Origin of the sequence: uncultured Maricaulis sp. (assembly GCF_905480005.1) — a bacterium.
Lineage (GTDB): Bacteria > Pseudomonadota > Alphaproteobacteria > Caulobacterales > Maricaulaceae > Maricaulis.
In genome coordinates, this window is sequence record NZ_CAJQOO010000175.1 from 1 (window position 1) to 23782 (window position 23782).

The following is a 23782-nucleotide window of genomic DNA, read 5'->3' on the forward strand; positions in this document are numbered from 1 at the left end:
TGAATTCCGGCCCGGAGAACACGCCCAGATGCGGCATCTCGCCGGCCAGCCGCCCGAAATTCTCCCACATGCCGCCCAGCAGCCGTTCGATTTCCGGCGCGGCGGCTTCGGGGAAGCAGCGCTGCATATTGATGCGGGCGACCTTGTGGACCGGCATGAGCGGGCCAAGCATGCGCAGGAGCTCACCGGCCGCGTCCGACGCCTTGTCGATGCCCTTGATCTTGTACCAGCCCGCATAGGCGTCCCAGGCGGCGGCTTCAAAGCGCCAGCCGAACCGGGTCATTGCAGAGGCATTGCGTTGGGCTTCGATCATGAAACGGATTTAACGAGCCAGCGGCTCGCCGTCCATGACGTCGCGCAACAGACCGTCCAGCGCGCCGGGATTACTGAAGGCAGCCCGGACAGGCCAGGCGGTGATGTGGTCGCGCGCGTCTTGCGGCAGGCGGACCCAATCCTTCTCGGTGGTGATCAGCCGGGCGCCATGGGCCAGGGCCAGGGCGTCGAGATGACGAAGGTCGGCCGCGCTAAAGGCGTGATGATCGCCATAGACGGCGACTTCCGACAAATCACCGCCGGCCGCGACCAGCGCGTCGAAGAATTTCTGCGGGCGACCAATCCCTGCGAAGGCAACAAGCTTGCCGGCCGGTGGCGCGGCCTCGGGTTCCAGCCAGGCATGGAAAACCGGGACTTCCAGCTCGGCGAGACCGAGACCATTCCAGTCCGGCTCACTGTCCGGGCCCGGCATCATGACGATGACCGCATCCGCCCGCGCGAGACCCGTGCGGACCGGTTCGCGCAAGGGCCCTGCCGGAAACAGGGTTCCGGGCCCCCAGCCGGTGACACCGTCAACGACGAGAATGGAGCAATCCTTGGCCAGGTCCGGGTTTTGATGGCCATCATCCATCAGCACGAGGTCGGCGTCGCCCTCGGCCTCGATGGCTCGGCCCCCTGCGGCCCGGTCCCGCGATATCCAGGCAGCACCACTGCGGGCGAGCAGAAGCGGTTCGTCGCCCACCGCATCGGCGCCGTGCTCAGCGGGTCTGACGCGCACCGGGCCCGGTTCCGATCCGCCATAACCGCGGGACAGGGAGGCCGGGACATGACCCATCTCGCTGACCCGTTGCATCAGGCTCTGGGTGACGGGTGTCTTGCCGGTTCCGCCGACGGTCAGATTGCCGACGCAAATCACTTTCGGGGCGATGCGCAAGGGTTCTGCCCGCCTCAGGCGACGGGCCACGGTCCATGCATAAATCCAGCCCAGTGGCGCCAGCAGGGCCCGCGCCAGGGCGCCGGACCCGCGACCGCCATCGGTGCGCCAGAAAGCGGGCTCCTTCATGTCGTTGCCTCACTCTCTGCGTCCGGAGCGAGGAGGCTGTGGAGCGCCGCGAGTGTCGTCGCCATTGCGCCACCGGAAGCGGCTGCAATGGCGCGGTCCGCCACCGCCTTGCCGGGGGCCCGGCCCTGCCAGACCTGTTCCACCGCTTCGGACAGGGTCAGCGCGTCATCGACTTCCAGCATCGCGGCATGATCGCGATAGGCGGTGTAGATATCGTCGAAACTGTCGACATGCGGACCTGTAATAACGCAGGCGCCTGCCTGGCTGGCTTCGATCGGGTTATGGCCGCCAATACCGGCTTTGAGACTGCCGGCAATGAAGGCCGCCGGGGCGAGTGCAAACCAGAGCGACATTTCGCCGAGCGTGTCGGCCAGCCACACCGTGTCCTGCCCATCGGGGACTTCGCCCTTCGAGCGGCAAGCGAGATGAAAGCCACGCGCGCGGACCAGCTCGGCCAGCGCAGGACCGCGTTCCGGATGGCGCGGCGCGAGGATTAGCAGCGCGCCGGGTTGGGTTTTTCGTAAAAGCTCATGCGCACTCAGCACCGTCTCGTCCTCACCGGCATGGGTCGAGGCGGCGAGCCAGACGGGTCGGCCCGCTATGACGCTTTCCAGGGCGCTGAGCTCCCCGGCATCCGGCTCCGGCGCGCGCGCTTCCAGCTTGAGATTGCCGGCCAGCACGATCTCGCGCCCGGTCAGGTCTTCCAGACCGTCGCGGGTGCGGGTATCGGCGGCACCGATCCAGGCGAAGGTGTCGAGAAGGCTGCGGACCGCATCGCCGCGGCGGCGCCAGCGCGTGAGGGAGGCGGCATTCATGCGGGCATTGACGAGAGCCATCGGGATGGCGCGATGGCGCGCCTCGACCAACAGGTTCGGCCAGAGCTCGGACTCGGCGAAAATACCGAGATCAGGCTGCCAGTGGTCGAGGAATCGACGGACCGCGCCCGGCGTATCGACAGGAATATATTGGTGCTTGGCTTGCGGCGGCAGGCGCCTGGCCATCAGCTTGGCTGACGTGACGGTGCCCGTGGTGACCAGGAATTCCAGCTCGGGGTCCCCGGCGGCCATGCGGTCAACGAGGGTGGCGAGGACCAGGCTTTCGCCGACACTGGCCCCGTGCAGCCAGATGAGCCGGCCTTCGGGTCGTCTTATCCGGGGGCGGCCGAGGCGTTCATGGCGCCGCTCCGGATCTTCCTTCCCCGCGCGGGCGCGGCGGTCGAGAATGACAGGCAGGAGGGGCGCGGCGAGCCCGGTCAGCGCGCGATAGGCCCTGATTGAGGCCGGCAGGTTCACGCTGACGCCCCGCTCGCTCCGGTCGTGCTGGCTTTGCCGGTGCCTGGGCGATGCCTGGAATCAGGCTCGATGATCTCGCCCCCGACCGCTTCGTCGGCCTCGCGTGTCAGCGAATTGAGCTGGGTTTCCAGATTGAGCCGCGCCGCTTCGAGCTCTGCCGCATCCGCTTTCTTGCTGACATGGATGGGTTCGCCCCAGATGATCACGCCGCGGGTGAAGAGATGCGGCAGGCAGTGATGATCCCAGGCCTTGCGCAGCACGGTCTTGCGCCGGGTCGACCAGGTGAAGGGCAGGATGGGTACGCCGGAGTCACGGGCCATGCGCACAGCCCCGAAGCCGGCGCGCATGCGGGGGCCGCGTGGCCCGTCCGGCGTCACGGCACCGCAGCCGCCGGTACTGAGATGATTGACCATGGCCCGGTAGGCGGCTTCGCCGCCCTTGGCCGCGCCCGGCTTGTTGGGATTGCGCGAGGAGCCGCGAACCACACCGACCTTGTACCAGCGCGCCAGTCGGGATCCGATTTCCCCTTCGCGCGAGCGTGAGGCAAGCGCGACCATGCGCTCCTTCTGGCGGGCCCAGCCCTCCAGCGCCATCAGGACGCGCCCGTGCCAGACACAGCCGAGGACGGATTTGCGCTCATCCCAGACAGACTCGACGAAATCAGCGTTGCGAACTTCCCAGCGAACGGTGCGCCGCGCCAGCTCCAGATAGAGCAGGACGAAGAAGGCAAGGACTTCCTGGGCCCAGGGCCGGGAGAGCAGACGTTTGGTCATGACAGACCCTAGCTCACCTCCGTGGCGCAAAAGGTCAAGCATGGCGAGCGGTTGCGTCATCGCCGAGACCGGCCTAAATGCGCAGCCAGATGAAAGGCACAGCATGCCCTATGACTTGAATGACCCGAAGGACCGTGAGCGCGCCTGGCAGGATTTCCTGTGGAAGGATCACGGCATTCTGCGCCAGAAATTCCACAATATGCATGAAGTCGGTGGTGGCATGTGGCGCGCCAACCAGCCCTCGCCGGAGCGGCTGGAGGCGCTGGCCGCCGACGGGTTCAAGACGATCCTCAATATTCGCGGGACCCAGCCAGGCGTCTGCTATTACGATCTCGAGAAAGATGCGTGCGAGCGCCTTGGTCTCGAGATGATCGACATGCCCTTCGGTTCACGTGAGGCGCCTTATGTCGATCGCATGCAGCGGGCCGTGAAAATTTTCCAGTCGATCGAATATCCGGCGCTGATCCATTGCAAGTCGGGCGCAGACCGGGCCGGCATCATCTCTGTCCTGTTCGCGCTGACCCATCTCAAACTGCCCTATGACGAAGCCATCAGGCATTTGTCGCTGAAATATCTGCACGTGAAGGCCGGCAAGACCGGGGTGCTGGATTATTTCTTCGAGAGCTATCGCGCATACAATGAAACCCATCCGATCGATTTCTGGGACTGGGTTGAAACGGTCTATGATCGTGACGCGGTTCAAGCCGGCTTCATGTCCAGCTGGTGGGGTAACTTGTTGACGGAAAAGCTGCTGCGCCGCGAATAGCGGGCGCCCATTTTTTATAACCACCGGATTCATCAGATATGACGACTCTTTCCACAGGATTGAGTCACATTAACGCCCGTTAACCACGTTCAGCTCCCCCGCTTGGGAGTCGTACAGGGAGAGGGGCACATGCCTGATCTGGCCATTCGCACGGACTATTCCCAGGAGCGGTTGAACCGCCTCAATTTCCTGTTGTCTCGAGAATGTGGCCCGGCCTTTCTCGAGGGTTTCGTCAAGCAGACATCGGAAGTCTTCGCCGCCGATCGCCTCTTCATCGCCCGGATAGACGCCACGCATTCGCGCATGCGCACGCTCAAGGTTGCCTGTGGCAGCGCGCTGGTCGGGAATTACTGCTACGAGCTCATGGGTACGCCTTGCGCCGAGGTGATGGACGCCGGTGCGGATATCTTCGAGGACAATGTATCCGGTCGCTTTCCGCGCGACTTCATGCTCGAGGAAATGGGCATGCGTGCCTATGTGGCCATGCCGCTTTTCAATGGCGCCCAGTCGGTCGGCATTGTCGTGGCCATGTTCAAGCGCCCGATCGAGATTGCCGACGAGCTGCTCGCGGTCTTCCACCATTATCGCCGCCGTCTGACCGGCGAAATCCTGGCCGCCGAATCCGGTGACCGGGCCGAGCTGGCCATGCAGGGCACATCGGACGGCGTCCTCGATTTCTGCCTCGAGACCCAGCAGATCTACATCTCCGCCCGTGGACGCGAATTGCTGGGCTACCAGTCGCGCGACTTCACCTCCGGGACGGACAGCTTCACCACCCTCATCCACGCCGATGACCGGGCGCGCTTTGACTCCGGGATGAAGGCGCATTTCCGCGCCGGGCGTCCCTTCGATCTGACCATCCGCCTGCGCGTGGTCGGCGGGCTGCACCGCTGGTTCCGCATGCGTGGCGAAGCGGTCAGGACGCCGGAAGGCGATCCCGTGCGCATGGTCGGCGCCATGACCGATATCCATGACCTGGTCGAAGCACGCCAGCAAGCGACCGAGGCCAGCCGCGCCAAGTCGCGCTTCCTGGCGACCATGTCGCACGAGATCCGCACGCCGATGAATGGTGTCCTGGGCATGTCGGCCCTGCTGGCCAATACCGAGCTGGAACCGTCCCAGCGCGAAATGGTCAATCTGATCGAGGGCTCGGGCCAGTCGCTGCTCGCCATCCTCAATGACATTCTCGACCTGGCCAATATCGAGTCCGGCCGGTTCGAGATCGAACAGGACAGTTTCAATCCGGCCGAGCTCGTCCGCACGGTTGCCGGTCCCTATCGCATGAAGGCGCTGGAGAAGGGGTTGAACCTGCATCTGGAGATCGACCCGGTGGCCGAGCGCGACGTGGTTGGTGATCCCGCGCGGGTCCGCCAGATCCTGTCCAATCTCTTGTCAAATGCGGTCAAGTTCACCGATCGTGGCGAGGTCCGGGTCCGCTGCCTGATGACCCAGACACCGGACCGGACGCATGATGTTCGCTTCGAAGTCGGTGATACCGGCATTGGCATGGATGGCGAATTGATGGACCGCGTCTTCATGCCGTTCTCGCAGGGTGAAGCCGTGATGCAACGCAAGAATGGCGGTACCGGGCTCGGTCTTGCCATTGCCAAGAAACTGGCCGAGCTGATGGGCGGCGACATTGTGGTGGAGAGCGCGCCGGGCGCCGGCTCCAAATTCACCGTTACCCTGCCGGAGAGCGGCCGCCGCAGCGAAGTCATGCAGGCCCGCGAGGCCTAGTCGCCGAACTGCACCCGGCACAGGCGGGCATAGAGGCCATCCTGGGCGACGAGCGCGTCATGCTGGCCCTGTTCGACGATGCGTCCCTGATCCATGACATAGATCCAGTCCGCATCGCGCACGGTCGAGAGACGATGGGCAATAACCAGGCTGGTCCGGCCCTGGGACAAGCGCTCCAGGGCCGCCTGGACGCGCTGCTCGGACTCGGTGTCGAGGGCGCTGGTCGCTTCATCGAGCAGCAGGATGGGCGCGTCCTTGAGGATCGCCCGTGCGATCGACAGGCGCTGGCGCTGGCCACCGGAGAGATTGCTGCCACGCGGACCGACAGGGCTGTCATACCCGTCCGGCAGCGCCATGACGAAATCATGCGCGTCGGCGGCCTTGGCGGCTGCGATGATGGCGGCCTCGTCGGCCTCCAAATCCCCGAAGCCGATATTGGCGCGCACCGTATCGTCGAACAGGGTCACATCCTGGCTGACCAGGGCCATGGCCTGGCGCAGGGATGACAGGGAGACCGATCGTGTCTCGCCGCCATCGATCCGGATCGAGCCGGACTGGGCGTCATAGAGGCGGGGCAGGAGATTGAGGATGGTCGACTTGCCGGAACCCGACGGGCCGACCAGGGCGATCTTGGCCCCCGGATTCGCTTTCAGGGTGATGTCAGTCAGCGCCACCGAGCCATCGGGATAAGCGAAGCTGACCGCGTCCAGTTCCACCGCACCGCGCTCTACGGTCAGGGCTGGCGCGTCGAGGGCGGCCGTGACGGTCTCTTCGGTATCGAGAATGGTGAAAATGCGTTCGAGGACGGCAAAGCCTTCCTGGACAACGGCGTTGAGCGTGCCCAGGGCGCGGATGGCCGGCGAGATGACGCCGATCCCGGTCAACACACCGATGATGTTGCCCAAGGAGGTCTCGCCCTCAAGCATGCGCCAGCCGGCGAAGGCGACCAGTCCGGCAAAGGCCAGGCCGCCGACAACCTCGAGGATCGGATCGACGCGGGCCTTGTTCTCGGTGATTTTCAGCAGGAAGCGCAGCCGCTCGAAGAAGGATTTGCGAGCGCGCTCGCTTTCATAGCCTTCCAGACCATAGGTCTTGATCATGCGGGCGCCGGAGAAGCTCTCCTCGAGCTGACTGGTGACTTCGCCCATCTGGCTCTGGGCCTGGGAGGAGGTCTTGCGCAGACGCTGACCGATCCGGATGACCGGCCAAGCGGCGATCGGATAGACCACCAGGATGAGCAGGGTCAGCATCCAGTCGAGGCTCAGCATGACGCCGATGGTGATGATCACCGTCAGCACATCGCGCATCAGATTGTTGGTGAGCCGGACAATCGTTTCGCGAAGCAGGGTGATGTCATTGGTGAAACGCGACACCAAGGAGCCGGTGCCTTCGGACTGCAAGCGCGCAAAATCGGCGCGGACCAGCTTGGCGAACATGGCGTTCTGCAGGTCCTGCATGACATTCAGCGCCAGCCGATTGGTCTGCACGGTCTGCAGATAGAGGCTGCCCCCGCGGATCGTCGCCAGACCGATCACGGCCAGCGGGGCGAGCGGGAAGAAGTCTGCCGCACCGGAGTTGAGCTTGTCGAACGTCCAGGCAATCACACCGGCATAGGAGGCCGCCGCAGCCGCCGTGATCGCCGACAGGATCAGTGCCAGAACGACAAGACCGGGGCGGCGCAACAGCCAGTCACGCCACAGGCGCTTGCCGAGCGTGGCGGTCGAGGCCGGTTTCGCGCCGGCGGTATCGTCAGGATCGCTCACGCGCTGTGTCAGTGCCTAGCCGTTCTTCTTCTCGGTCGACGGATCGAGAAGCTTGTGGGCGTGGATGATGAAATAGCGCATGTGGGCATTGTCGACGGTGCGCTGGGCGGCGCCTTTCCAGGCGGCGCGGGCTTCGGCATAGCTGCCGAAAGCGCCGACGAAATCGACTTCGTCGAGGTCCTTGAACTCACAATTGGTCGGGTCAACGCAGGCCAGCTCGCCACCAATGACGAGATGCAGCAGCTGGTTGTTGATCTTGGTTTCACTCATGCCGGGCTCCTTGAAATGCGCTGTCCTGACCGGGCGGCCTAAAGGCCGCCGATGGACATCGCGTCCACGAATACGCTGGGGGTGTTAACAGAACCCCGAAATTCCAGATCACTGCCCGGAATTAGACGGGCATAGATGTCGATGAGATTGCCGGCGACGGTGATTTCGCTCACCGGGTGGTCAATCACGCCATTGGCGATGCGATATCCGGACACGCCGACCGACCAGTCACCCGTATTGGAGTTCAGCGAGGGGCCGAACATTTCCATGATCAGGACGCCGTCCTTGATGCCGCCAACCAGATCATCGCGGCTGGTCTCGCCGGCTTCCATGTGAAAATTGGTCGGTCCGGCACCCGGCGAGCCGCCCATGGAGCGTCGGGCATGACCGGTCGGGGTCATGTCGAGCTGGCGCGCTGCGGCCGAATTGAGAAACCAGGTCGTCAGGCGTCCATCCTCGATGATGGCGCTGCGCTTGTTGTTTGTGCCTTCGCCGTCGAACGGAGCCGAGGCGTGGCCCCAGGCGCGGTGCGGATCGTCGATAACGGTGATGCCGGGCGCGAAGATGCGCTCGCCCAGCTTGTCCCGCAGGAAGGAAACCCCTCGGGCAACGGCCGGACCGGACACAGCGCCGGCCAGCGAGCCAAGGAATGTGGTCGCGACCCGACGGTCGAAGACCACAGGCATGACCCCGGACGGCAATTTGCTGGGGCCGACCCGGCGGGCTGCCCGTTCGCCGGCTTCCCGTCCGATCTCGATCCGGTCACGCAGATCGGCGCGGCGGCGGGCCGAGGTGGCGGCGTAATCGCGCTCCATGGCGCCGTCCTTGCCGGCAATGACGCTGGCGCCATAGCCGAACACGCTCTTTTTCCAGCCGGCGTTGAAGCCGGTGGAGGTGGCATAGGCTGCGGCCCCCTGACCGGACGAGGCAAAGGCCGCATCGGTCATGGTCACGCCCTCGACCGCGCGTGCAGCGGTCTCGATGGCGAGGGCGGTTTCTTCCAGGTCTTCCGGAGACCACTCGCCGGCCTCGAATTGTTCGATCGCGGGCGGGTCCTTGCACAGGCGGTCCGGATCGGCGAGGGCGGAATAGGGATCTTCAGGGGCGGCCTTGGCCATGGTCACGGCGCGGCCGATGGTGAAGTCGCGCCCCTTCTCCGACAGATCGGAGAAGGCAACGCCGGCCTGCCGCTTGCCAACAAAGACCCGCAGGCCCGCATCGAGGGACTCCGAGCGGCCGATGTCCTCCAGATTGCCGTCACGCACCGACAGTTCGGTTTCGCGCGACTCGGCGACGGAGGCTTCGGCGCTGTCAGCGCCGGCCTTCAGGGCCCGGGCCACCAGATCGGCAGCGATGTCCTGAAGGCGGGCGGGGTCGGGAGCTTGGAAGGTCTGTGTCATGTGTCGGCTATAGCCCTGTGAGGCCCTGCCGGGCAATGGCTCAACTGATGGCAGTCCAGATCAGGAAGAGCGAGCCGATAATCGTGACCAGCCAGCTCAACAATGTTCCGATGAAACGGCCCATCGACGAACCGGAGCTCTGCGACAGCCCCCAGGCATGCAGAAGGCGACCCACGGTCAGGCCGATACCCAGTCCGTGGATCAGCAGGACCGGCGCATTGGTCAGGGCCAGGCCGCCGATAATCACCAGGGCTACGGGAATGTATTCCACCGCATTGCCATGGACCCGGCAGGCCAGTTCCAGCTTCTCGTCATTGCCGATCCCGATGCCGACCTTGGCGCGCTGGCGGTGGCGGATCACATTGAAGGCGAGCGCGATGATCAACAAGCCGTTGATCCCGGTATAAAGCGCGAATGCGTCGAGTGCGGTCATGGTATCTCCCCCTTGGACCTGCCCGCTTGCGGCGGGCTTATTCGGTTTCGGCCGGTTCCTTGACGGCCTGGCGGATGGCATCGGCCAGTACGGCCGGTTCCTGGGCGCCGGACACGGCGAAACGGCCGTTGAAAATATAGGTTGGCACGCCCGACACGCCGAGCTTGCGGTAGAAGAGTTCCTCTTCCCAGACTGCCTTCTCGTCGCGATCAGTGGCCAGCAGGTCGGCAGTGACATCGCGTTCGAGCCCGGCATCTGCCGCCAGTTCGATCAGCGTGTCGGTATCGCCGATATCGCGACCGGCCTTGAAGAAGGCCGAAAACAGGGCCTCGGCCATGGCGTCCGTCCTGTCCTGGCCGCCCGCCCATCGCATCAGCCGGTGGGCATTGAGCGTGTTCGGGCGCATGGCGATATCGTCAAAGCGGAAATCAATCCCGACGGCCGGGCCGGCCTGTTCGAGATGGTCGCGCATCGCCTTCCAGCGGCCGGAGGCTTCGGCACCGGAGAATTTCTCGCGCATATAGTCCTTGTAGGGGCGTCCTTCGCGGGCCAGCGTCGGGTCCAGCTGGAAGGGCCGCCAGGTCGTGTCGACCTCGATGTCGGAGGTCAGCTTGCGCGCTTCATCCCAATAGCGTTTGCCAAGCCAGCACCAGGGGCAGACGAGGTCGGAGACGATGTCGACGGTCACGGAATGAGTCATGCCCTCGATTTAGGCGTGTTCGATTCAAATTGCGAGAGGCGGGGCTGGTTTGATCCGGTGGACCGGTTCGTCATCCCCCCGGCTTGGACGTCAGGCCATCGCGAGCCTGGCACAGGGGGGATGACGCCCACCGGCCACCCACCTACCGGAAGTCTGGCTAGACCGTGATGTCCAGCAGTGTCTCGGTCATGTCGCCAGCGACACGCGCGGTGACCGCGGCGGCGGCATGAGAGGCCTCCGCCTTTTTCAGGGCAATGGCCGCCTGGATGATGTCTTCGCCCTTGGCCGCATTATTGACCATTTCGCGCGCCGCAGACCCGGCTTGGGACTGGGCGGACATCATGCCGGCGACGGCGGTATTGAAAGCGACATTCATGGCCTCACCCTAGCACCTCGCCGGTGGGCGAGGCAGCGAAGACTGGTGCAGTGGTTAAGGCGGGGTAACGCGTCGCTGGATGCAGCGGGTGAATGCGGATGGGGCAGGGCCGGCGTCCCCCGGGACTGGTAGAATTGCGTTCCCGCTATTGGCGCAAAAGCCGGTGTGGGACACAGTGTCCATCGATCAACGGCCACAGGAAGGTGCCACACCATCATGACCAACCCGCCTACCCCGACTCTCAAGGTCGAGTTCGAACTGTCTGAATCCGATCTCGCCTTCTTCCGGGACCGTCTCGACTCGGCCCGCGAAGATCGTGCCGATCTGGACGAGGGCCGCATTACGGCAGGCGTGGCGGACATGATGAAGAAGGCGCTGGCAGCCAATCCGCCGGAATTCGTCAAGACCCGCCTGACCCAGCTCGGCCCGCTCATCGGCATGCTCGATGATACAGACTGGAAGCTTGAGGGCGAGGACCGCGAGCGCGTCCTGAACGCGCTGGCCTATTTCGCCGACCCGGAAGACCTCATCCCCGATTCGACGCCGGGTATCGGTTATATCGATGACGCCATCATGATCGAGCTGGTGGCAGCTGGTCTGGCGCCGGAAATCGAAGCCTATTCCGAGTTTGTCGCGCACCGGGAAGACCTGAAATCACCGGAGGCGACCGAAATGCCGCCGCTCGAGGATGTCCGCAAGGTCATGCAGAACCGTATGCGTCGCCGTCGCGGCCGGGCCAAGGCCGGTGGCAGCTGGGGTCACTCGACCGGAGCGGTGCATCATTATTTCTGATGCCGTGAAGGCCTCGGGCCAATAGATACCGCAGGATCGGCACCCTCCGTCAACCGGTCCTGCGTCGACAGGCAGTCCGGGCGGTCAGACCGCCCGGATTGCCGGTTGTCGGGTCTTCAGGAATTCGGCCACGCCTCGGGCGGCCTGGCGGATGCGTTGTTCATTCTCGACCAGCGCCAGACGGACATAGCCCTCGCCATGCTCGCCAAAGCCGATGCCCGGCGCGACGGCGACCCCGGCCTCTTCCATCAATTGCTTTGAAAACTCCAGCGAGCCCATCGCCTCGCACCCCTGTGGCAGCGGCGCCCAGGCAAACATGGATGCTTCCGGTGACGGGATGGACCAGCCGGCCCGGCCGAAGCTTTCCACCAGAACATCGCGGCGGTGCTTGTAGATGGCCCGCGCCTCGTCGACGCAGTCCTGGGGCCCGTCCAGCGCGGCGCAGGCGGCCACCTGGACCGGCGTGTAGGCGCCGTAGTCGAGATAGGATTTGACCCGCGCCAGTGCGCCAACCAGGCGCGGTGACCCGGCTGCGAAACCAACCCGGAATCCGGCCATGGAATAGGTCTTGGACATCGAGGTGAACTCGATCGTGCGGTCCTTGGCGCCGTCGACCTGCAGCATGGACGGGGTCGGTTCATCGCCGAAATAGATCTCGGAATAGGCGAGGTCGGAGAGGATGAGGAGGTCGTGTCGGGTCGCGAACTTCACGACCTCCTTGTAAAATTCCAGCGAGGCGGTCTGTGCCGTGGGGTTGGAGGGAAAACAAACCACGACGGCGATCGGACTCGGGACCGAATGCCTCGCTGCGTGCTCGAGTCCGCGCAGATAGTCTTCCGGTGACGGCGCGTGAACATGCCGTATCGTGCCACCGGCAATGAGAAATCCGAATGTATGGATCGGGTAGGAGGGTGAGGGCGCCAGGATGACATCGCCGGGTGCCGTGATCGCCTGGGCGAGATTGGCAAAGCCCTCCTTGGAGCCCAGCGTGACGATGACCTCGCTGTCGGGATCCAGGTCGACGTCGAAACGCCGTTTGTAATAGCGCGCCTGGGCCCTGCGCAGGCCGGGAATGCCGCGAGAAGCCGAATAGCCATTGGTGCGCGGCTTCTCCGTCGTTTCACGAAGCTTTTCCAGGATATGGGGCGGTGTTGGCAGGTCCGGATTGCCAATGCCGAAATCGATGATGTCAGCGCCATCGGCCCGCAATTGAGCCTTCAGACGATTGACTTCTTCGAAAACATAAGGCGGCAGACGCTTGGTGCGGTGAAATTCCATCGTTGAATCCGGCATACTCGAATTTTGTCCCATAAGACGCGGTCTCGACTGATCTCGCAAGAGGTTAGCCCCGTTAAGGGGCGGGAATTGGCAGGCATGGCGGCGAAATTGCGGCTGACAGCACGACACCCCGCCCGGTCGGGCAGGGTGTCGGCAGTGTCCGGTCTCAGGGTGGTGTGTCAGTTGCCGCAATCGGCCCAGTGAGCGCGCAGCAGCGCATCCCATTCTTCCGCACCGCCATCGCTGACCCGAAGGAGGTTCAGTTCGAAATCGGTATAGCCGGGATGGTTGGGCACCGGAAATGCGGCATAGGTGATGTAGCCGTCATCCGCATGGATCCGCAGGGTTCCGTCCGGTCCGGTTGAGCGATCGCCAGTGAGCGCTGAGCCGCTCAGCGCATAGCTGTACTCGCCATTGTCCAGTCCGGTCGGGCTGGCGGTGACATCGCCCATCCAGACCAGCGGGTCCTCGGCGGAGGGGTCGGCCCAGAGCAGGGCCATGCCGAAGCCGAAGCCCTCGTCGGGGTTGGCGAGGTAGGGCGTGACCGCCGTCAGGCTGGCGAGATCGAAGTCGAACAAATGCCAGTGCGATGAGGCAATCTCGAATTCATTGCGGATTTCCATGTCGGGCAGGCGCACGACCATGTCCATCCGGTCTCCGGCCTCGTTCTGCTCGATAAAGGCAAACTGCATCACCTCCGCCTCGGGCAGAAGCCGCCCGCCAATTAGCTGGTGGGCCGAAAAAGTGTCGAGGTCGAGCTCGGCGGTGACCAGGGCCGCATTCCCGCACAGGGCAGCCTCCTTGTAGACTTCGAGCGAGGTCGGGCTGGCGCGGTAGACGGTGATGCGCTCATCCAGGCTGCCATCCTGATTGGTGCGCTCATAGTAGAGGATGCGGCCGACATGGTCATTCTCGGCGGCGTGCACGAAGTCATCGGCCTGGCAGGCGGCGGTCAGGAGGGCGAGGGCGGTTGTGGCAAGGGCGAGGGTCTTGGTCATGGATCAGGTCTCCGGATCATAGGACAGGGCAGCCTCGAGCACGGGGTCGAGGCCGGCGGCGTAGTCGTCAAAGCGGTAGGGAATGGCGATGTCCGGCGCGTGATGGGGACGCGTGTCGCCCGGCGACGAGGTGGCGTAGAATTCACTGGCATGGATCAGCGGCAGGCCGGTATTCGGCGTCACCCAGATATTGGTTTCACCATAGTGATTGGGTCGGTCGGCGGCGGACTGGCCGAAACGGACGGCACCGGTCCGGTTCTTCAGGCGGGACAGAAGCATGATGGCGGCGGAATGGGTCTGGCGACTGGTCAGGACACGAATGCGTCCGGGTTGGGCCAGGGCTTCGCTGGCCACCAATTCGTCGACGAAGGCCGGATTCAGCGATCCGTCTCCGCCCAGGCAGCGGCGCAGGTCGAGAATGAGGACGGGGTCATCCAGGGACTCGGCCATCGCGACGGCCTGGCGAGCCAGACCGGCATAGGTCTCCGGTCCGTTTGCGATCGAGAAAACCTGCAGATAGGCCGCGTTTTCCAGTGAGGTGACGAGGCGTACCGGCATGGTCATCGGCGCCTGCCAGACAGGGGTATCGGCGGCAGCTGTATGCCAGACCTCGCTGCCCTGTGGGCCGCCATCCATCGAGAATACCCAATCATAACGGGCGCCAGCGCCCAGGGGCTGAAGGGTTTCAACACGGCTGGCTTCACCATCCGTCAGGGTGAGGGCGATGTGCTCGGCATCTGCGGCCAGGCCCAGCGCGGTCAGCAATTCCGCCTGCATCATCCATTCCGGTGCCAGTTCGCGTGAGAAATTCACCGCGTCCTGCGGCAGGATTTCCAGGACCCGGGCCAATGCTTCGGCGACCGGGACCTCACCGACTGTCTCGACCCGAAGGCCGACAAGGTCCGGATCGGTCGCGCCGATGATGAAGAGGCCGTCATCGAAGAGTTCAAAGCTGACCGGCAGGGAGCGGAAGCCGGGGCCGGGCGGCAGGCCGTCAAAGGGCAGGGCATGCATGGGCATCCAGGTGTGACCATCGCCGATCATCCCGAGCAGGCGCGCCATGCCGACCGTGCGTTCGGCATCCGACATCGTGGGGATGCTGTCGCGATAGGCAGCCAGCTGGGCCTCCCAGACCGCCTGCGATGTGGTGTGGAAAAGATTGGGGTGGTTGGCCTCCAGCACCTCGACGAGCGCGTCGAGATCCGCGGTCCATTCAGCCGCGCCATGCTGAGCGGGCTGCGCCAGGGCGGTCGCGCCGGTGAGCGCCAGGCTCAAGGCGGCAAGGCCAGTTGAAATGCGAGTCATGCAGTCTCCGTTTCACTAAATTGGACTGGAGTCCAAATTCCATGATCAGGAGATGCAGCCCGGTTCGGGATTGGATGCAGATCGCGTCAGTTTTTCTGCATCAAGCCATCGAGTATCAGCGAGAACCGGCTTTCCAGAAGGGTGGCGAGGTCTGTTGTCTGTCCGCCCGCGACCCATTCATGGGCGCTGGCTGTCAGGACGGCGAGCAGAAGGTTGGCCAGGGCGTTCGCGGAATGGTCATCGCGCACCTCGCCGCGCGCCTGCCCGGATTCAATGAGCGTCAGCATATAGGTCAGCATCGCGGCATCGGCCGCTTGCTCGGTCGGCGCGAGCGGCTGGCTCGGTGCGGTCAGGCCGGCAATTGCCGCGACGACCGGGGCGTGGCGCATGGCGTGGGTGCCGGCGATCCGGCCCAGATCGATGAGGCCCGATCGGAAGTCGCGCGCCGGCTCTGCCCGGGCTTCGGCGATGACCTGATCCGTCATCCGCGTGAAGAAGGTCGCGAGGATCAGGGTCTTGGACCGGAAATGATTGAACACGCTGGAGCGCGCCATCCCCGCCGCGTCGGCGATATCCTCCATGGTCACCGCGTCCGGTCCGCGCGCCGCGAACAGGCTGATGGCCGCATCATAGATGCGCTCATGATTGCGCTGAAAGCGCGGGCGCTCGGGCGCCGGGGAAAGGGTCTGTGTATGAGCCATGCGCGTGTGTCCCGTGAATCTGGACGTCAGTCCAGTTGATGCCGGCCAGGCGGCATTCGGATGCAGGGCGTCCTGCTGGCAGGGGCATTTCCACCATCATGTTGATTTCATCTCGCCATTCCCCCCCGAACCGGCCTACCGTCCGGAAAACTGCAGGGAAGGGCCGAGATATGTTCCAATCAATGATGACGCCAATACTGGCGCTGGTGTGCTGGACGCTGATCATGTGGGTGTGGATGTATGCCACCCGCATTCCGGCGATGCGCAAGGCAGGGATCGATCCGGCGACGGCGAAAGACAAGTCGGTGATGGACAAGCTGCCCATCGAAGTGCGCCGCATCGCCGACAACTATAATCACCTGCACGAACAACCGGTGATTTTCTACGCCCTGGTGCTGTATTCGCAGCTCGGTGGCGTTTCGGACGAATTCAACATCATGCTGGCCTGGGCCTATGTGCTGATCCGGGTGATCCATTCGCTGATCCAGTGCCTGTGGAATTTCATCCCGATGCGTTTCCTGGTCTTCTGTCTCGGCTCGATCGTGCTGGTCATCATGGCTGTGCGGAACGTGCTGGCTGTGATGGCCTGACCCGTCGACTGCAGCGGCGCAGGATTTTCATCGCCTGCGCTTGGTGCTAACCGAACGCCATGCACGCACCCGAAGCCAGACTCGCCCAAGTGATCGACCGGTTCGACCAGGTGGAAGCCCGCCTGGGCGCCGCCGGCGATCCCGATGAAATCGTCAAGCTCTCCAAGGAGCATGCCGAACTCAAGCCCGTGGCCGAGAAGGCCAACGCGCTGAAGGCGGCCCGCGCCGAACTGGAAGACCTCTCCGAGATGATGGAGGGAGGCGATCCCGAAATGGCCGAAATGGCGCGTGAGGAATATTACGCGCTCAAGGAAAGCCTGCCCGAGCTCGAACACGCGATGAGCCTCCTTCTCCTGCCCAAGGACAAGGATGACAGCGCCAATGCAATGATCGAGATTCGCGCCGGCACGGGGGGCGACGAGGCGGCGATCTTTGCCGGCAATCTCTACGGCATGTATCAGCGCTACGCCCAGCTTCAGGGCTGGACCTGGGAGCTGGTTTCCGCCTCCGATGGCGAGCATGGCGGCTTCAAGGAAGTCGTGGCCGCAATATCGGGCAATGGCGTGTTCGGGCGATTGAAGTTCGAAAGCGGCGTGCACAGGGTCCAGCGGGTCCCGGCGACCGAGAGCCAGGGGCGGATCCACACCTCGGCCGCCACGGTCGCCATCATGCCACAGCCGGAAGATATCGATATCGAGCTGGATATGGGCCAGGTCCGCGTCGACACGATGCGGGCGTCCGGCGCCGGCGGCCAGCACGTCAACAAGACCGACTCGGCGGTGCGCATGACCCACATCCCGACCGGGCTTGTGGTGGTGTGCCAGGAAAAGTCCCAGCACCAGAACCGCGCGCGGGCGCAGGAATTGCTCAAGGCAAAGCTCTATGACATGCAGCGCGAGGCCGCCAATGCGGAGCGCGCCGCCGAGCGCAAGGGGCAGATCGGCTCCGGCGATCGCTCCGAGCGGATCCGGACCTATAATTACCCGCAGGGCCGGGTCTCTGACCACCGCATCAATCTGACCCTCTACAAGCTCGACGACATTGTCGCCGGGGACGGGCTGGACGAAGTGGTCACGGCGCTGATCTCCGAGGACCAGGCCGCGCGCCTCGCCGCCCTCGAAGACGATTCGTAAGGCTGGCCGGTGAGCGGGCCTTTCGACACGCTGGTCGAGGCCGCCCGGTCGGGTTTCGACATGGCTGCCCATAAACCGCTCATGGAGGCCTGGCAGGGCCTGTCCCTTGCCGATATCCGCAAGGATCTGACCGGCAGGCTGGAGCGCGCGGGAATCGCCGAAGGCGCTGACGAGGCACGCTTCCTGCTCAATCATGTCCTGGCGCCGGCGAGCCTGGCCCAGGCCCTCGCTGACCCGGCGCTGTTTTCCTGGCAGCAGGCGGAAGTGCTCGCCGCGCTGGCCTGGCGCCGGTTGCAGCGTGTCCCGCTCTCGCAAGTCCTGGGCAGCCAGCCTTTCTGGACGCTGGACCTTGCTGTCACGGCTGATGTGCTGACGCCGCGCGCCGATACCGAGGCCCTGGTGGAGGCGGTACTGGCCGAGGCCGGGGACGGCGAGGCGCGTCTGGTCGATCTGGGCACCGGCTCCGGAGCCATCCTCCTGGCCCTGCTTTCGGAACGGCCGCGCTGGACCGGGATCGGGGTCGACCTGTCGGACGCGGCACTCGCCATTGCCCGGGGCAATGCCCGCACTTGCAACCTTGCGAACCAGGCCCGTTTCCTGCGCAGTCGCTGGGGCGAGAGCCTCCGCACCGCCGCCGCGGATATTCTGGTCTCCAACCCGCCCTATATCGTCTCCGATGTGCTGGCGGGTCTGGAACCGGAAGTCCGCGATCACGAGCCGGCGCTGGCGCTTGATGGGGGCGCGGACGGGCTCGACGCCTATCGAGTCATCATTGCCGATCTGCCGCGCCTGCTGGTGCCCGGTGGACTGTTCGCCCTGGAGATCGGCTTTGACCAGGGCGAGTCGGTCAGCGCCCTGGCGGCGCAGGCCGGTCTGGTCGGGATTGGCGTGAAACAGGACCTCGCCGGTCAGGACCGTGTCGTGATCGGGCGGCGTGCGCCCGGGTGACCGCTAAAAGGGCTTGGAATGACCGGCCTTGCGGTCTAGGGTCCCGATCAAGGCAGGTGGATCGCGCCAGTACGGGGGTCTCGCGCGGCCGGATGACCCACCTGCCATTATCCGGTCAAATCATTGGATCCCCAAGTATCAGCGCACAGGCTTGCACCTGCGAATGCACCGCAAAGCCCGATTTGATTTGCATCGCTGTTGAACAGGAATACGCGACATGAAGCGTCAACGTGGTCGAGGACGTAAGCCCGGCAATTCGTCGAACCGGAGCTTTCAAAGCAATTGCGCCGGCGAAGTGAAGATCAACGGCAACGCCTCCCAGATCTACGACAAATACATGCAACTGGCCCGGGACGCGTCCTCCGCCGGTGACCGTGTCCGGGCGGAAAACCTGTATCAGCACGCAGAACACTATCTGCGCATTCTTCAGCTCAACCAGCCCAAGCGTGATCCCAATCAGGACGAGCATGGCGATAACAACGCCGATGACGAGTCGGATGAGGATCAGGGCCAGGAGCGCCAGTCCCGCGGTCGCCGTGACAATCGAGACAGCCGCGATAATCGTGACAATCGTGACAATCGCGATGGCCGTGACAGCCGGAGCCGCAATGGTCGTGGCCGCTCGTCGGGAAACCGGGATCAGGAACGTGACCAGGACAATGACGGCGACAAGGTCGAGGACCCGCTTGGCGTCGTGACACCGCAGGCCGAGAGCGCGCCGGCCGAGGCCGCCGATCGCAATGATGGCAATAAGGATGGCGAGGGCGAAGAGCCGCGCCGCCGGACCCGCCGTCCGCGCCGCACCAAGGCCGAAATGGAAGCCGCACGGGCCGCTGAAGCCGCCCTGAAAACGGCCTCTGCGTCGGCTGATGGTGGCGAGAGCGACAAGACCGGTGGTGACGGACCCGAGACCCAGGCGGCCTAAGCCAGGCTGATCGGGTCGCCCAGCGCGATTTCACCGTCTTCCAGGACGGACAGATAGATACCGCAATCCATGTGCCCGTAGTGTTCGAACAGCGCTGCGGGCACATCTGTATCCAGCGCCCCGCGCTGCGGATCGACACTGGTGGCAACGCACCGCCGGATGCGGGACTCGACCCGGCAGGTCACGCCGCCAATCCGGATTTCGTGCCCGATCAGATCGAATTCTTCCCAGGGCGCGAGACCGTCGATCAGGAGATTGCCGCGGAAGCGGAGCGGGTCGAGTGTGTGCCCGGCCTTCTCCGACACGTCCCGCACAGAGGCGGCATTGATCAGCGAGATCTGTGGCTGCGAAATATCCGTCATGGCCTGACCGGGTGCGTGCACAAGCCGCAGCGGCCCGCGTATCGCTTCGCCCAGCAGCGCCCGCAAGGCGTCGAGGAGCGGGGTGTGGGTGGCGGGATTGTCGAGCAGGATCGTGATCGGCCCGGCCCCGTCCAGATTGACTGAATACGTCCCGTCCTTTTCGCGGTAGCGACAGTTCAGCCGCGCCAGCCCGGCTTGACCGGCCAGCATCAGGAAATGCTTTTTCTTCACATGGCCGGGCGCGGCATCATTGAAGGGCGAGGGGCCGTTCTCGATCGCGTGGGCGCGGTCCATGTGAAGCGTCTTGTTGGCCTCCAGCGCGATGCGGTCGAGAGAATCCGGACCAAGTCCCTTGATCGGAAATCGCGTGATGGCTGTAAGCTGCGGCATGGGTGTGAGTCGCTCCGGGGCTGACGGATGAAACCGTGGTCAGAATGTCGCGCCTCACCCCCTTGTGTTGTCGATATGCAACACCTACATGCGGTCTGAAACGCGTTTTGGCCGTGCTTGATCAAGGCGGCGAAACGCAACCTATCTCGCCTTATCCGGGGGATCGACATGGAATTCGAGACTTATACAGACCGCGCGCGGTCCATCATCCAGGCCGCTCAGGGCCTGGCGCTGAAATCAAGCCATCAGCAATTCGCACCCATCCACGTGCTCAAGGCTCTCATGGATGACGATGCCGGCCTTGCCGGCAATCTCATCAAGGCCGCCGGTGGCCGTGTCCGCCAGGTCCAGGACGGGGTCGACCAGGCCCTGGCCGCCCTGCCCAAGGTCGAGGGGGGCGAGGGCAAGCTCTATCTCGCGCCCGAGACCGCGAAGCTCTTCGGCGCTGCCGAAGACGCCGCCAAGAAGGCCGGCGACCAATACGTCACCGCTGAACGCATCCTGCAATCCATCTCGCTGACGGCAGGATCGAAGGCGCATGACATCCTCAAGGCCGCCGGGGTTACGCCGCAGGGCCTCAACACCGCGATCAATGATCTGCGTCAGGGCCGGACCGCCGACAGCCAGTCGGCCGAAGAGGGCTATGAAGCCCTCAAGAAATACGCCCGCGACCTCACCGAAGTCGCCCGCGAGGGCAAGCTCGACCCGGTCATCGGCCGCGACGAGGAAATCCGCCGCGCCATCCAGGTTTTGTCGCGCCGCACCAAGAATAATCCCGTCCTCATCGGTGAGCCCGGCGTGGGCAAGACGGCCATCGCCGAAGGCCTGGCCCTGCGGATCATCAATGGCGATGTGCCGGAGAGCCTGAAGGAGAAACGTCTTCTGGCTCTGGACATGGGATCCTTGATCGCCGGTGCGAAATATCGCGGTGAGTTCGAGGAGCGTCTGAAGTCGGTGCTGTCGGAAGTCGAGAGCGCCAATGGCCAGATCATCCTCTTCATCGACGAGATGCATACGCTTGTCGGCGCCGGCAAGACCGATGGCGCCATGGATGCCTCCAACCTGCTCAAACCGGCCCTGGCCCGTGGCGAGCTGCACTGCGTCGGCGCCACCACGCTGGATGAGTATCGCAAGCATGTCGAAAAGGACGCCGCCCTGGCGCGCCGCTTCCAGCCCGTCTTGATCGAGGAACCGACCGTGGCCGACACGGTCTCCATCCTGCGTGGCCTGAAGGAGAAGTATGAGGTCCATCACGGGGTGCGCATTGCCGACAGTGCCATTGTCTCGGCGGCCAATCTCTCCAATCGCTACATCACTGACCGCTTCCTGCCCGACAAGGCGATCGACCTGATGGACGAGGCCTCGGCGCGCCTGCGCATGCAGATCGACAGCAAGCCGGAAGAGCTCGACGAGATTGATCGCCGCGCCATCCAGCTGAAGATCGAGGCCGAAGCTCTCAAGAAGGAAAGCGACGACGCCTCGAAAGAGCGCCTGGCCACGATCTCGAAAGAGGTCGCGGAGCTGGAATCGCGGTCGGCCGAGCTGACCGCTGCCTGGCGGGCCGAGAAGGACAAGCTGGCTTCGGCGACCACGATCAAGGAAGCGCTCGACCGGGCGCGTTCCGATCTGGCCGATGCCGAGCGGCGCGGTGATCTGGGCCGGGCCTCCGAGATCAAATACGGCCAATTGCCGGACCTGGAACGCAAGCTCGCAGCCGCCGAGAGCGACGGCGATGCCGACTCCACAATGCAGGAAGTCGTCGATGACGAGCAGATTGCCCAGATCGTCTCGCGCTGGACCGGTGTGCCGGTCGACAAGATGCTCGAAGGTGAGCGCGACAAGCTTTTGCGCATGGAAGACGCGCTGCGCGGCCGGGTGATCGGTCAGGACCCGGCGCTGGAAGCCGTGTCCGATGCCGTGCGCCGGGCCCGTGCAGGTCTCAAGGATCCGGCCCGTCCGATCGGCTCCTTCCTCTTCCTCGGTCCGACCGGTGTCGGCAAGACCGAGCTGACCAAGGCGCTGGCTGAATTCCTGTTCGACGACGAGACCGCGGTCTCGCGCCTCGACATGTCGGAATACATGGAGAAACACTCGGTCGCCCGCATGATCGGCGCGCCGCCGGGCTATGTCGGCTATGAGGAGGGCGGTGCCCTGACCGAAGCCGTGCGCCGGCGTCCCTACCAGGTCGTCCTCCTCGACGAGATCGAGAAAGCGCATCCGGATGTGTTCAACGTGCTGTTGCAGGTCCTCGATGATGGTCGTCTGACTGATGGTCAGGGCCGGACCGTCGATTTCCGCAACACGATCATCATCATGACCTCAAACCTGGGGTCCGAACACCTGCAACTCGTCGACGATGTCGAGGAGGCACGGGACAGTGTGATGACGGTGGTGCGCGGCCATTTCCGGCCGGAATTCCTCAACCGGATTGACGAGGTCATCCTCTTCCGCAAGCTGGCCGAGGAGCATATGGGTGCGATTGTCGACATCCAGCTGGGTTATCTCCAGCGCCTGCTGGACGATCGCCGCATGACGATCGAGATCGACGCCGGTGCCCGTGCCTGGCTCGCCGCCAAGGGATATGACCCGGCCTATGGCGCCCGCCCGCTGAAGCGCGTCATCCAGAAGGAGCTCCAGGACCCGCTGGCCCGCTTGTTGCTGGAAGGCGGCATCAAGGATGGCGACACTATCCAGGTTTCCACCGAAGCCGGCGTACTGACGGTGAATGGTGTCGCCGTCGGGGTGAAAAAGCCGACGCTGGAAGTGGTGAATTAGTCACGACGATCTACGGCGCTATCAGCGTAGTTTTGATTGACAAAACTGCGCTGATAGCGCATATTTCACGAATGAAGGTCGTCCGGCTCTCCAGCTTTGACCGAAGCGCGCGGAAGGCTGGCGTCACCGAAGGGCTGGTTGCCGACCTTGCGCGTCGCCTCGTTGAGGACCCGACAGTTGGCGATGTGATCAAGGGTACCGGCGGCGTTCGCAAAGTTCGCTTTGCCTTGCCGGGGCGTGGCAGGAGCGGCGGCGGCAGGGCCATCTATCTGGCTTTGGTCGTTGAGGAAACCATCTTCCTGATCCTTGCCTACAAGAAGGCGTCCCAAGAAGACCTGACCGCCGAACAGAAGAAGCGCATCAGGGCGCTTGTCGAGGAGTTGAAGCGATGACGGACAAGCCAAGTGTCATGAATGTTGGCGATGCGATCATTGAAGGCTTGGAAGAGGCGGTTGCCTGGAAGGGCGGCGAGCTGACGCTTCCAGTGCTTAACATCCCGGATGATTATGCGATCCGCATTCGGGCGATGCGCAAGTCTCTTGGATTTCGGTCCCGTGAGGCTTTTGAGAAGGCTTACGGAATCCCTGCCAAGACTCTGCAAAATTGGGAGCAAGGCCGTGTCCGCCCTGATCAGACGGCGCGTGCCTTTCTGCGGGTGATCGAGGCCGATCCAGAAAGTGTACGCCGGGCTTTGGCGTCGGGCCTCTAAACGGGCAGCCCGCCTGCCCAATCCATCATT

Annotated in this window: 24 protein-coding genes and 1 pseudogene; 10 read left to right on the forward strand and 15 right to left on the reverse strand. The window is 64.1% G+C overall.

Features of this window, described 5'->3' with window-relative positions; all coding sequences use genetic code 11:
* The 4 genes and pseudogenes from QZ266_RS14325 to QZ266_RS14340 form a co-directional block, all read right to left on the reverse strand.
* Positions 1 to 313 (reverse strand): annotated as a pseudogene (locus QZ266_RS14325) (lipid A biosynthesis acyltransferase); the annotation flags it as partial.
* Between the two features lie 9 nt (positions 314 to 322).
* A complete protein-coding gene (lpxK, locus tag QZ266_RS14330) occupies positions 323 to 1336 on the reverse strand; it encodes a tetraacyldisaccharide 4'-kinase (RefSeq protein ID WP_295696313.1) in 1014 nt (337 codons plus the stop codon).
* Positions 1333 to 2628 (reverse strand): glycosyltransferase N-terminal domain-containing protein, encoded by a 1296-nt coding sequence (locus tag QZ266_RS14335; protein ID WP_295696315.1) that lies wholly within the window; start codon positions 2626 to 2628, stop codon positions 1333 to 1335. The genes lpxK and QZ266_RS14335 overlap by 4 nt, the downstream gene beginning before the upstream one ends.
* Positions 2625 to 3401, reverse strand: a complete 777-nt coding sequence (locus tag QZ266_RS14340; RefSeq protein WP_295696317.1) for a lysophospholipid acyltransferase family protein — start codon at positions 3399 to 3401, stop codon at positions 2625 to 2627. Before QZ266_RS14340 ends, QZ266_RS14335 begins: the two co-directional genes overlap by 4 nt.
* Before the next feature lie 103 nt (positions 3402 to 3504).
* On the opposite strand from QZ266_RS14340, the gene QZ266_RS14345 reads away from it, so the two are divergent.
* Both QZ266_RS14345 and QZ266_RS14350 read left to right on the forward strand, forming a co-directional pair.
* Positions 3505 to 4167: a sulfur transferase domain-containing protein gene (locus tag QZ266_RS14345; RefSeq protein WP_295696319.1), complete on the forward strand. Its 663-nt coding sequence runs from the start codon at positions 3505 to 3507 to the stop codon at positions 4165 to 4167.
* Between the two features lie 129 nt (positions 4168 to 4296).
* Positions 4297 to 5904, forward strand: coding sequence for a PAS domain-containing hybrid sensor histidine kinase/response regulator (locus QZ266_RS14350; protein WP_295696321.1), 1608 nt, complete (start codon positions 4297 to 4299; stop codon positions 5902 to 5904).
* On the opposite strand, the gene QZ266_RS14355 is transcribed toward QZ266_RS14350, so the two are convergent.
* From QZ266_RS14355 to QZ266_RS14380, 6 genes are all read right to left on the reverse strand, one after another.
* Complete coding sequence (locus QZ266_RS14355) at positions 5901 to 7667, reverse strand: ABC transporter ATP-binding protein (protein WP_295696323.1); 1767 nt, start codon at positions 7665 to 7667, stop codon at positions 5901 to 5903. The genes QZ266_RS14350 and QZ266_RS14355 overlap by 4 nt on opposite strands.
* A 15-nt stretch (positions 7668 to 7682) precedes the next feature.
* Positions 7683 to 7937, reverse strand: a complete 255-nt coding sequence (locus QZ266_RS14360; RefSeq protein ID WP_295696325.1) for a DUF4170 domain-containing protein — start codon at positions 7935 to 7937, stop codon at positions 7683 to 7685.
* A gap of 38 nt (positions 7938 to 7975) precedes the next feature.
* Positions 7976 to 9337 (reverse strand): TldD/PmbA family protein, encoded by a 1362-nt coding sequence (locus tag QZ266_RS14365; RefSeq protein ID WP_295696327.1) that lies wholly within the window; start codon positions 9335 to 9337, stop codon positions 7976 to 7978.
* A gap of 40 nt (positions 9338 to 9377) precedes the next feature.
* Positions 9378 to 9770: an MAPEG family protein gene (locus tag QZ266_RS14370; RefSeq protein WP_295696329.1), complete on the reverse strand. Its 393-nt coding sequence runs from the start codon at positions 9768 to 9770 to the stop codon at positions 9378 to 9380.
* 37 nt (positions 9771 to 9807) lie between these two features.
* Complete coding sequence (locus tag QZ266_RS14375) at positions 9808 to 10458, reverse strand: DsbA family oxidoreductase (protein WP_295696331.1); 651 nt, start codon at positions 10456 to 10458, stop codon at positions 9808 to 9810.
* A 169-nt stretch (positions 10459 to 10627) separates the two neighbouring features.
* Entirely contained in the window at positions 10628 to 10846 is a 219-nt protein-coding gene (locus tag QZ266_RS14380; RefSeq protein WP_295696333.1) for a hypothetical protein, read from the reverse strand.
* A gap of 216 nt (positions 10847 to 11062) precedes the next feature.
* On the opposite strand from QZ266_RS14380, the gene QZ266_RS14385 reads away from it, so the two are divergent.
* Positions 11063 to 11638 carry a YkvA family protein gene (locus tag QZ266_RS14385; RefSeq protein WP_295696335.1) on the forward strand — a complete coding sequence of 192 codons (576 nt, stop codon included), beginning with the start codon at positions 11063 to 11065 and terminating at the stop codon, positions 11636 to 11638.
* Between the two features lie 84 nt (positions 11639 to 11722).
* On the opposite strand, the gene QZ266_RS14390 is transcribed toward QZ266_RS14385, so the two are convergent.
* The 4 genes from QZ266_RS14390 to QZ266_RS14405 all read right to left on the reverse strand — a co-directional run bounded on the left by QZ266_RS14390 (position 11723) and on the right by QZ266_RS14405 (position 15920).
* Positions 11723 to 12916: an LL-diaminopimelate aminotransferase gene (locus QZ266_RS14390; RefSeq protein ID WP_295696337.1), complete on the reverse strand. Its 1194-nt coding sequence runs from the start codon at positions 12914 to 12916 to the stop codon at positions 11723 to 11725.
* A 179-nt stretch (positions 12917 to 13095) separates the two neighbouring features.
* Positions 13096 to 13914: a hypothetical protein gene (locus tag QZ266_RS14395; RefSeq protein WP_295696339.1), complete on the reverse strand. Its 819-nt coding sequence runs from the start codon at positions 13912 to 13914 to the stop codon at positions 13096 to 13098.
* A gap of 3 nt (positions 13915 to 13917) precedes the next feature.
* Complete coding sequence (locus QZ266_RS14400) at positions 13918 to 15219, reverse strand: hypothetical protein (RefSeq protein ID WP_295696341.1); 1302 nt, start codon at positions 15217 to 15219, stop codon at positions 13918 to 13920.
* Between the two features lie 86 nt (positions 15220 to 15305).
* Positions 15306 to 15920 carry a TetR/AcrR family transcriptional regulator gene (locus QZ266_RS14405; RefSeq protein WP_295696343.1) on the reverse strand — a complete coding sequence of 205 codons (615 nt, stop codon included), beginning with the start codon at positions 15918 to 15920 and terminating at the stop codon, positions 15306 to 15308.
* A 170-nt stretch (positions 15921 to 16090) separates the two neighbouring features.
* Between QZ266_RS14405 and QZ266_RS14410 the strand changes: the two genes are divergently transcribed.
* From QZ266_RS14410 to QZ266_RS14425, 4 genes are all read left to right on the forward strand, one after another.
* Complete coding sequence (locus QZ266_RS14410) at positions 16091 to 16510, forward strand: MAPEG family protein (RefSeq protein WP_295696345.1); 420 nt, start codon at positions 16091 to 16093, stop codon at positions 16508 to 16510.
* 59 nt (positions 16511 to 16569) lie between these two features.
* The gene (gene prfA, locus QZ266_RS14415) at positions 16570 to 17643 is read left to right on the forward strand and encodes a peptide chain release factor 1 (RefSeq protein ID WP_295696347.1); all 1074 of its coding nucleotides are present in this window, start codon (positions 16570 to 16572) and stop codon (positions 17641 to 17643) included.
* Between the two features lie 9 nt (positions 17644 to 17652).
* On the forward strand, positions 17653 to 18591 hold the full coding sequence (gene prmC, locus QZ266_RS14420; protein WP_295696349.1) for a peptide chain release factor N(5)-glutamine methyltransferase: 939 nt from the start codon (positions 17653 to 17655) through the stop codon (positions 18589 to 18591).
* Positions 18592 to 18808: 217 nt separating this feature from the next.
* Positions 18809 to 19516, forward strand: coding sequence for a DUF4167 domain-containing protein (locus QZ266_RS14425; RefSeq protein ID WP_295696351.1), 708 nt, complete (start codon positions 18809 to 18811; stop codon positions 19514 to 19516).
* Here the strand turns inward: QZ266_RS14425 and QZ266_RS14430 are convergent.
* Positions 19513 to 20268 (reverse strand): MOSC domain-containing protein, encoded by a 756-nt coding sequence (locus tag QZ266_RS14430; RefSeq protein WP_295696353.1) that lies wholly within the window; start codon positions 20266 to 20268, stop codon positions 19513 to 19515. The genes QZ266_RS14425 and QZ266_RS14430 overlap by 4 nt on opposite strands.
* Positions 20269 to 20436: 168 nt before the next feature.
* Between QZ266_RS14430 and clpB the strand changes: the two genes are divergently transcribed.
* From clpB to QZ266_RS14445, 3 genes are all read left to right on the forward strand, one after another.
* Complete coding sequence (gene clpB, locus QZ266_RS14435; protein WP_295696355.1) at positions 20437 to 23043, forward strand: ATP-dependent chaperone ClpB; 2607 nt, start codon at positions 20437 to 20439, stop codon at positions 23041 to 23043.
* A 71-nt stretch (positions 23044 to 23114) separates the two neighbouring features.
* On the forward strand, positions 23115 to 23435 hold the full coding sequence (locus tag QZ266_RS14440; protein WP_295696357.1) for a type II toxin-antitoxin system RelE/ParE family toxin: 321 nt from the start codon (positions 23115 to 23117) through the stop codon (positions 23433 to 23435).
* Positions 23432 to 23752 carry a helix-turn-helix domain-containing protein gene (locus QZ266_RS14445; protein WP_291767950.1) on the forward strand — a complete coding sequence of 107 codons (321 nt, stop codon included), beginning with the start codon at positions 23432 to 23434 and terminating at the stop codon, positions 23750 to 23752. The genes QZ266_RS14440 and QZ266_RS14445 overlap by 4 nt, the downstream gene beginning before the upstream one ends.
* The last annotated feature ends 30 nt before the right edge of the window (positions 23753 to 23782 follow it).

Bases quoted from the DNA above. Each gene is read 5' to 3' on its own strand.
- lpxK (WP_295696313.1), bottom strand. From the start codon at position 1,336: ATGAAGGAGCCCGCTTTCTGGCGCACCGATGGCGGTCGCGGGTCCGGC.
- QZ266_RS14340 (WP_295696317.1), bottom strand. From the start codon at position 3,401: ATGACCAAACGTCTGCTCTCCCGGCCCTGGGCCCAGGAAGTCCTTGCC.
- QZ266_RS14345 (WP_295696319.1), top strand. From the start codon at position 3,505: ATGCCCTATGACTTGAATGACCCGAAGGACCGTGAGCGCGCCTGGCAG.
- QZ266_RS14350 (WP_295696321.1), top strand. From the start codon at position 4,297: ATGCCTGATCTGGCCATTCGCACGGACTATTCCCAGGAGCGGTTGAAC.
- QZ266_RS14360 (WP_295696325.1), bottom strand. From the start codon at position 7,937: ATGAGTGAAACCAAGATCAACAACCAGCTGCTGCATCTCGTCATTGGT.
- QZ266_RS14365 (WP_295696327.1), bottom strand. From the start codon at position 9,337: ATGACACAGACCTTCCAAGCTCCCGACCCCGCCCGCCTTCAGGACATC.
- QZ266_RS14370 (WP_295696329.1), bottom strand. From the start codon at position 9,770: ATGACCGCACTCGACGCATTCGCGCTTTATACCGGGATCAACGGCTTG.
- QZ266_RS14380 (WP_295696333.1), bottom strand. From the start codon at position 10,846: ATGAATGTCGCTTTCAATACCGCCGTCGCCGGCATGATGTCCGCCCAG.
- QZ266_RS14385 (WP_295696335.1), top strand. From the start codon at position 11,063: ATGACCAACCCGCCTACCCCGACTCTCAAGGTCGAGTTCGAACTGTCT.
- QZ266_RS14390 (WP_295696337.1), bottom strand. From the start codon at position 12,916: ATGGAATTTCACCGCACCAAGCGTCTGCCGCCTTATGTTTTCGAAGAA.
- QZ266_RS14395 (WP_295696339.1), bottom strand. From the start codon at position 13,914: ATGACCAAGACCCTCGCCCTTGCCACAACCGCCCTCGCCCTCCTGACC.
- QZ266_RS14400 (WP_295696341.1), bottom strand. From the start codon at position 15,219: ATGACTCGCATTTCAACTGGCCTTGCCGCCTTGAGCCTGGCGCTCACC.
- QZ266_RS14405 (WP_295696343.1), bottom strand. From the start codon at position 15,920: ATGGCTCATACACAGACCCTTTCCCCGGCGCCCGAGCGCCCGCGCTTT.
- QZ266_RS14410 (WP_295696345.1), top strand. From the start codon at position 16,091: ATGTTCCAATCAATGATGACGCCAATACTGGCGCTGGTGTGCTGGACG.
- prfA (WP_295696347.1), top strand. From the start codon at position 16,570: ATGCACGCACCCGAAGCCAGACTCGCCCAAGTGATCGACCGGTTCGAC.
- QZ266_RS14425 (WP_295696351.1), top strand. From the start codon at position 18,809: ATGAAGCGTCAACGTGGTCGAGGACGTAAGCCCGGCAATTCGTCGAAC.
- QZ266_RS14430 (WP_295696353.1), bottom strand. From the start codon at position 20,268: ATGCCGCAGCTTACAGCCATCACGCGATTTCCGATCAAGGGACTTGGT.
- clpB (WP_295696355.1), top strand. From the start codon at position 20,437: ATGGAATTCGAGACTTATACAGACCGCGCGCGGTCCATCATCCAGGCC.
- QZ266_RS14440 (WP_295696357.1), top strand. From the start codon at position 23,115: ATGAAGGTCGTCCGGCTCTCCAGCTTTGACCGAAGCGCGCGGAAGGCT.
- QZ266_RS14445 (WP_291767950.1), top strand. From the start codon at position 23,432: ATGACGGACAAGCCAAGTGTCATGAATGTTGGCGATGCGATCATTGAA.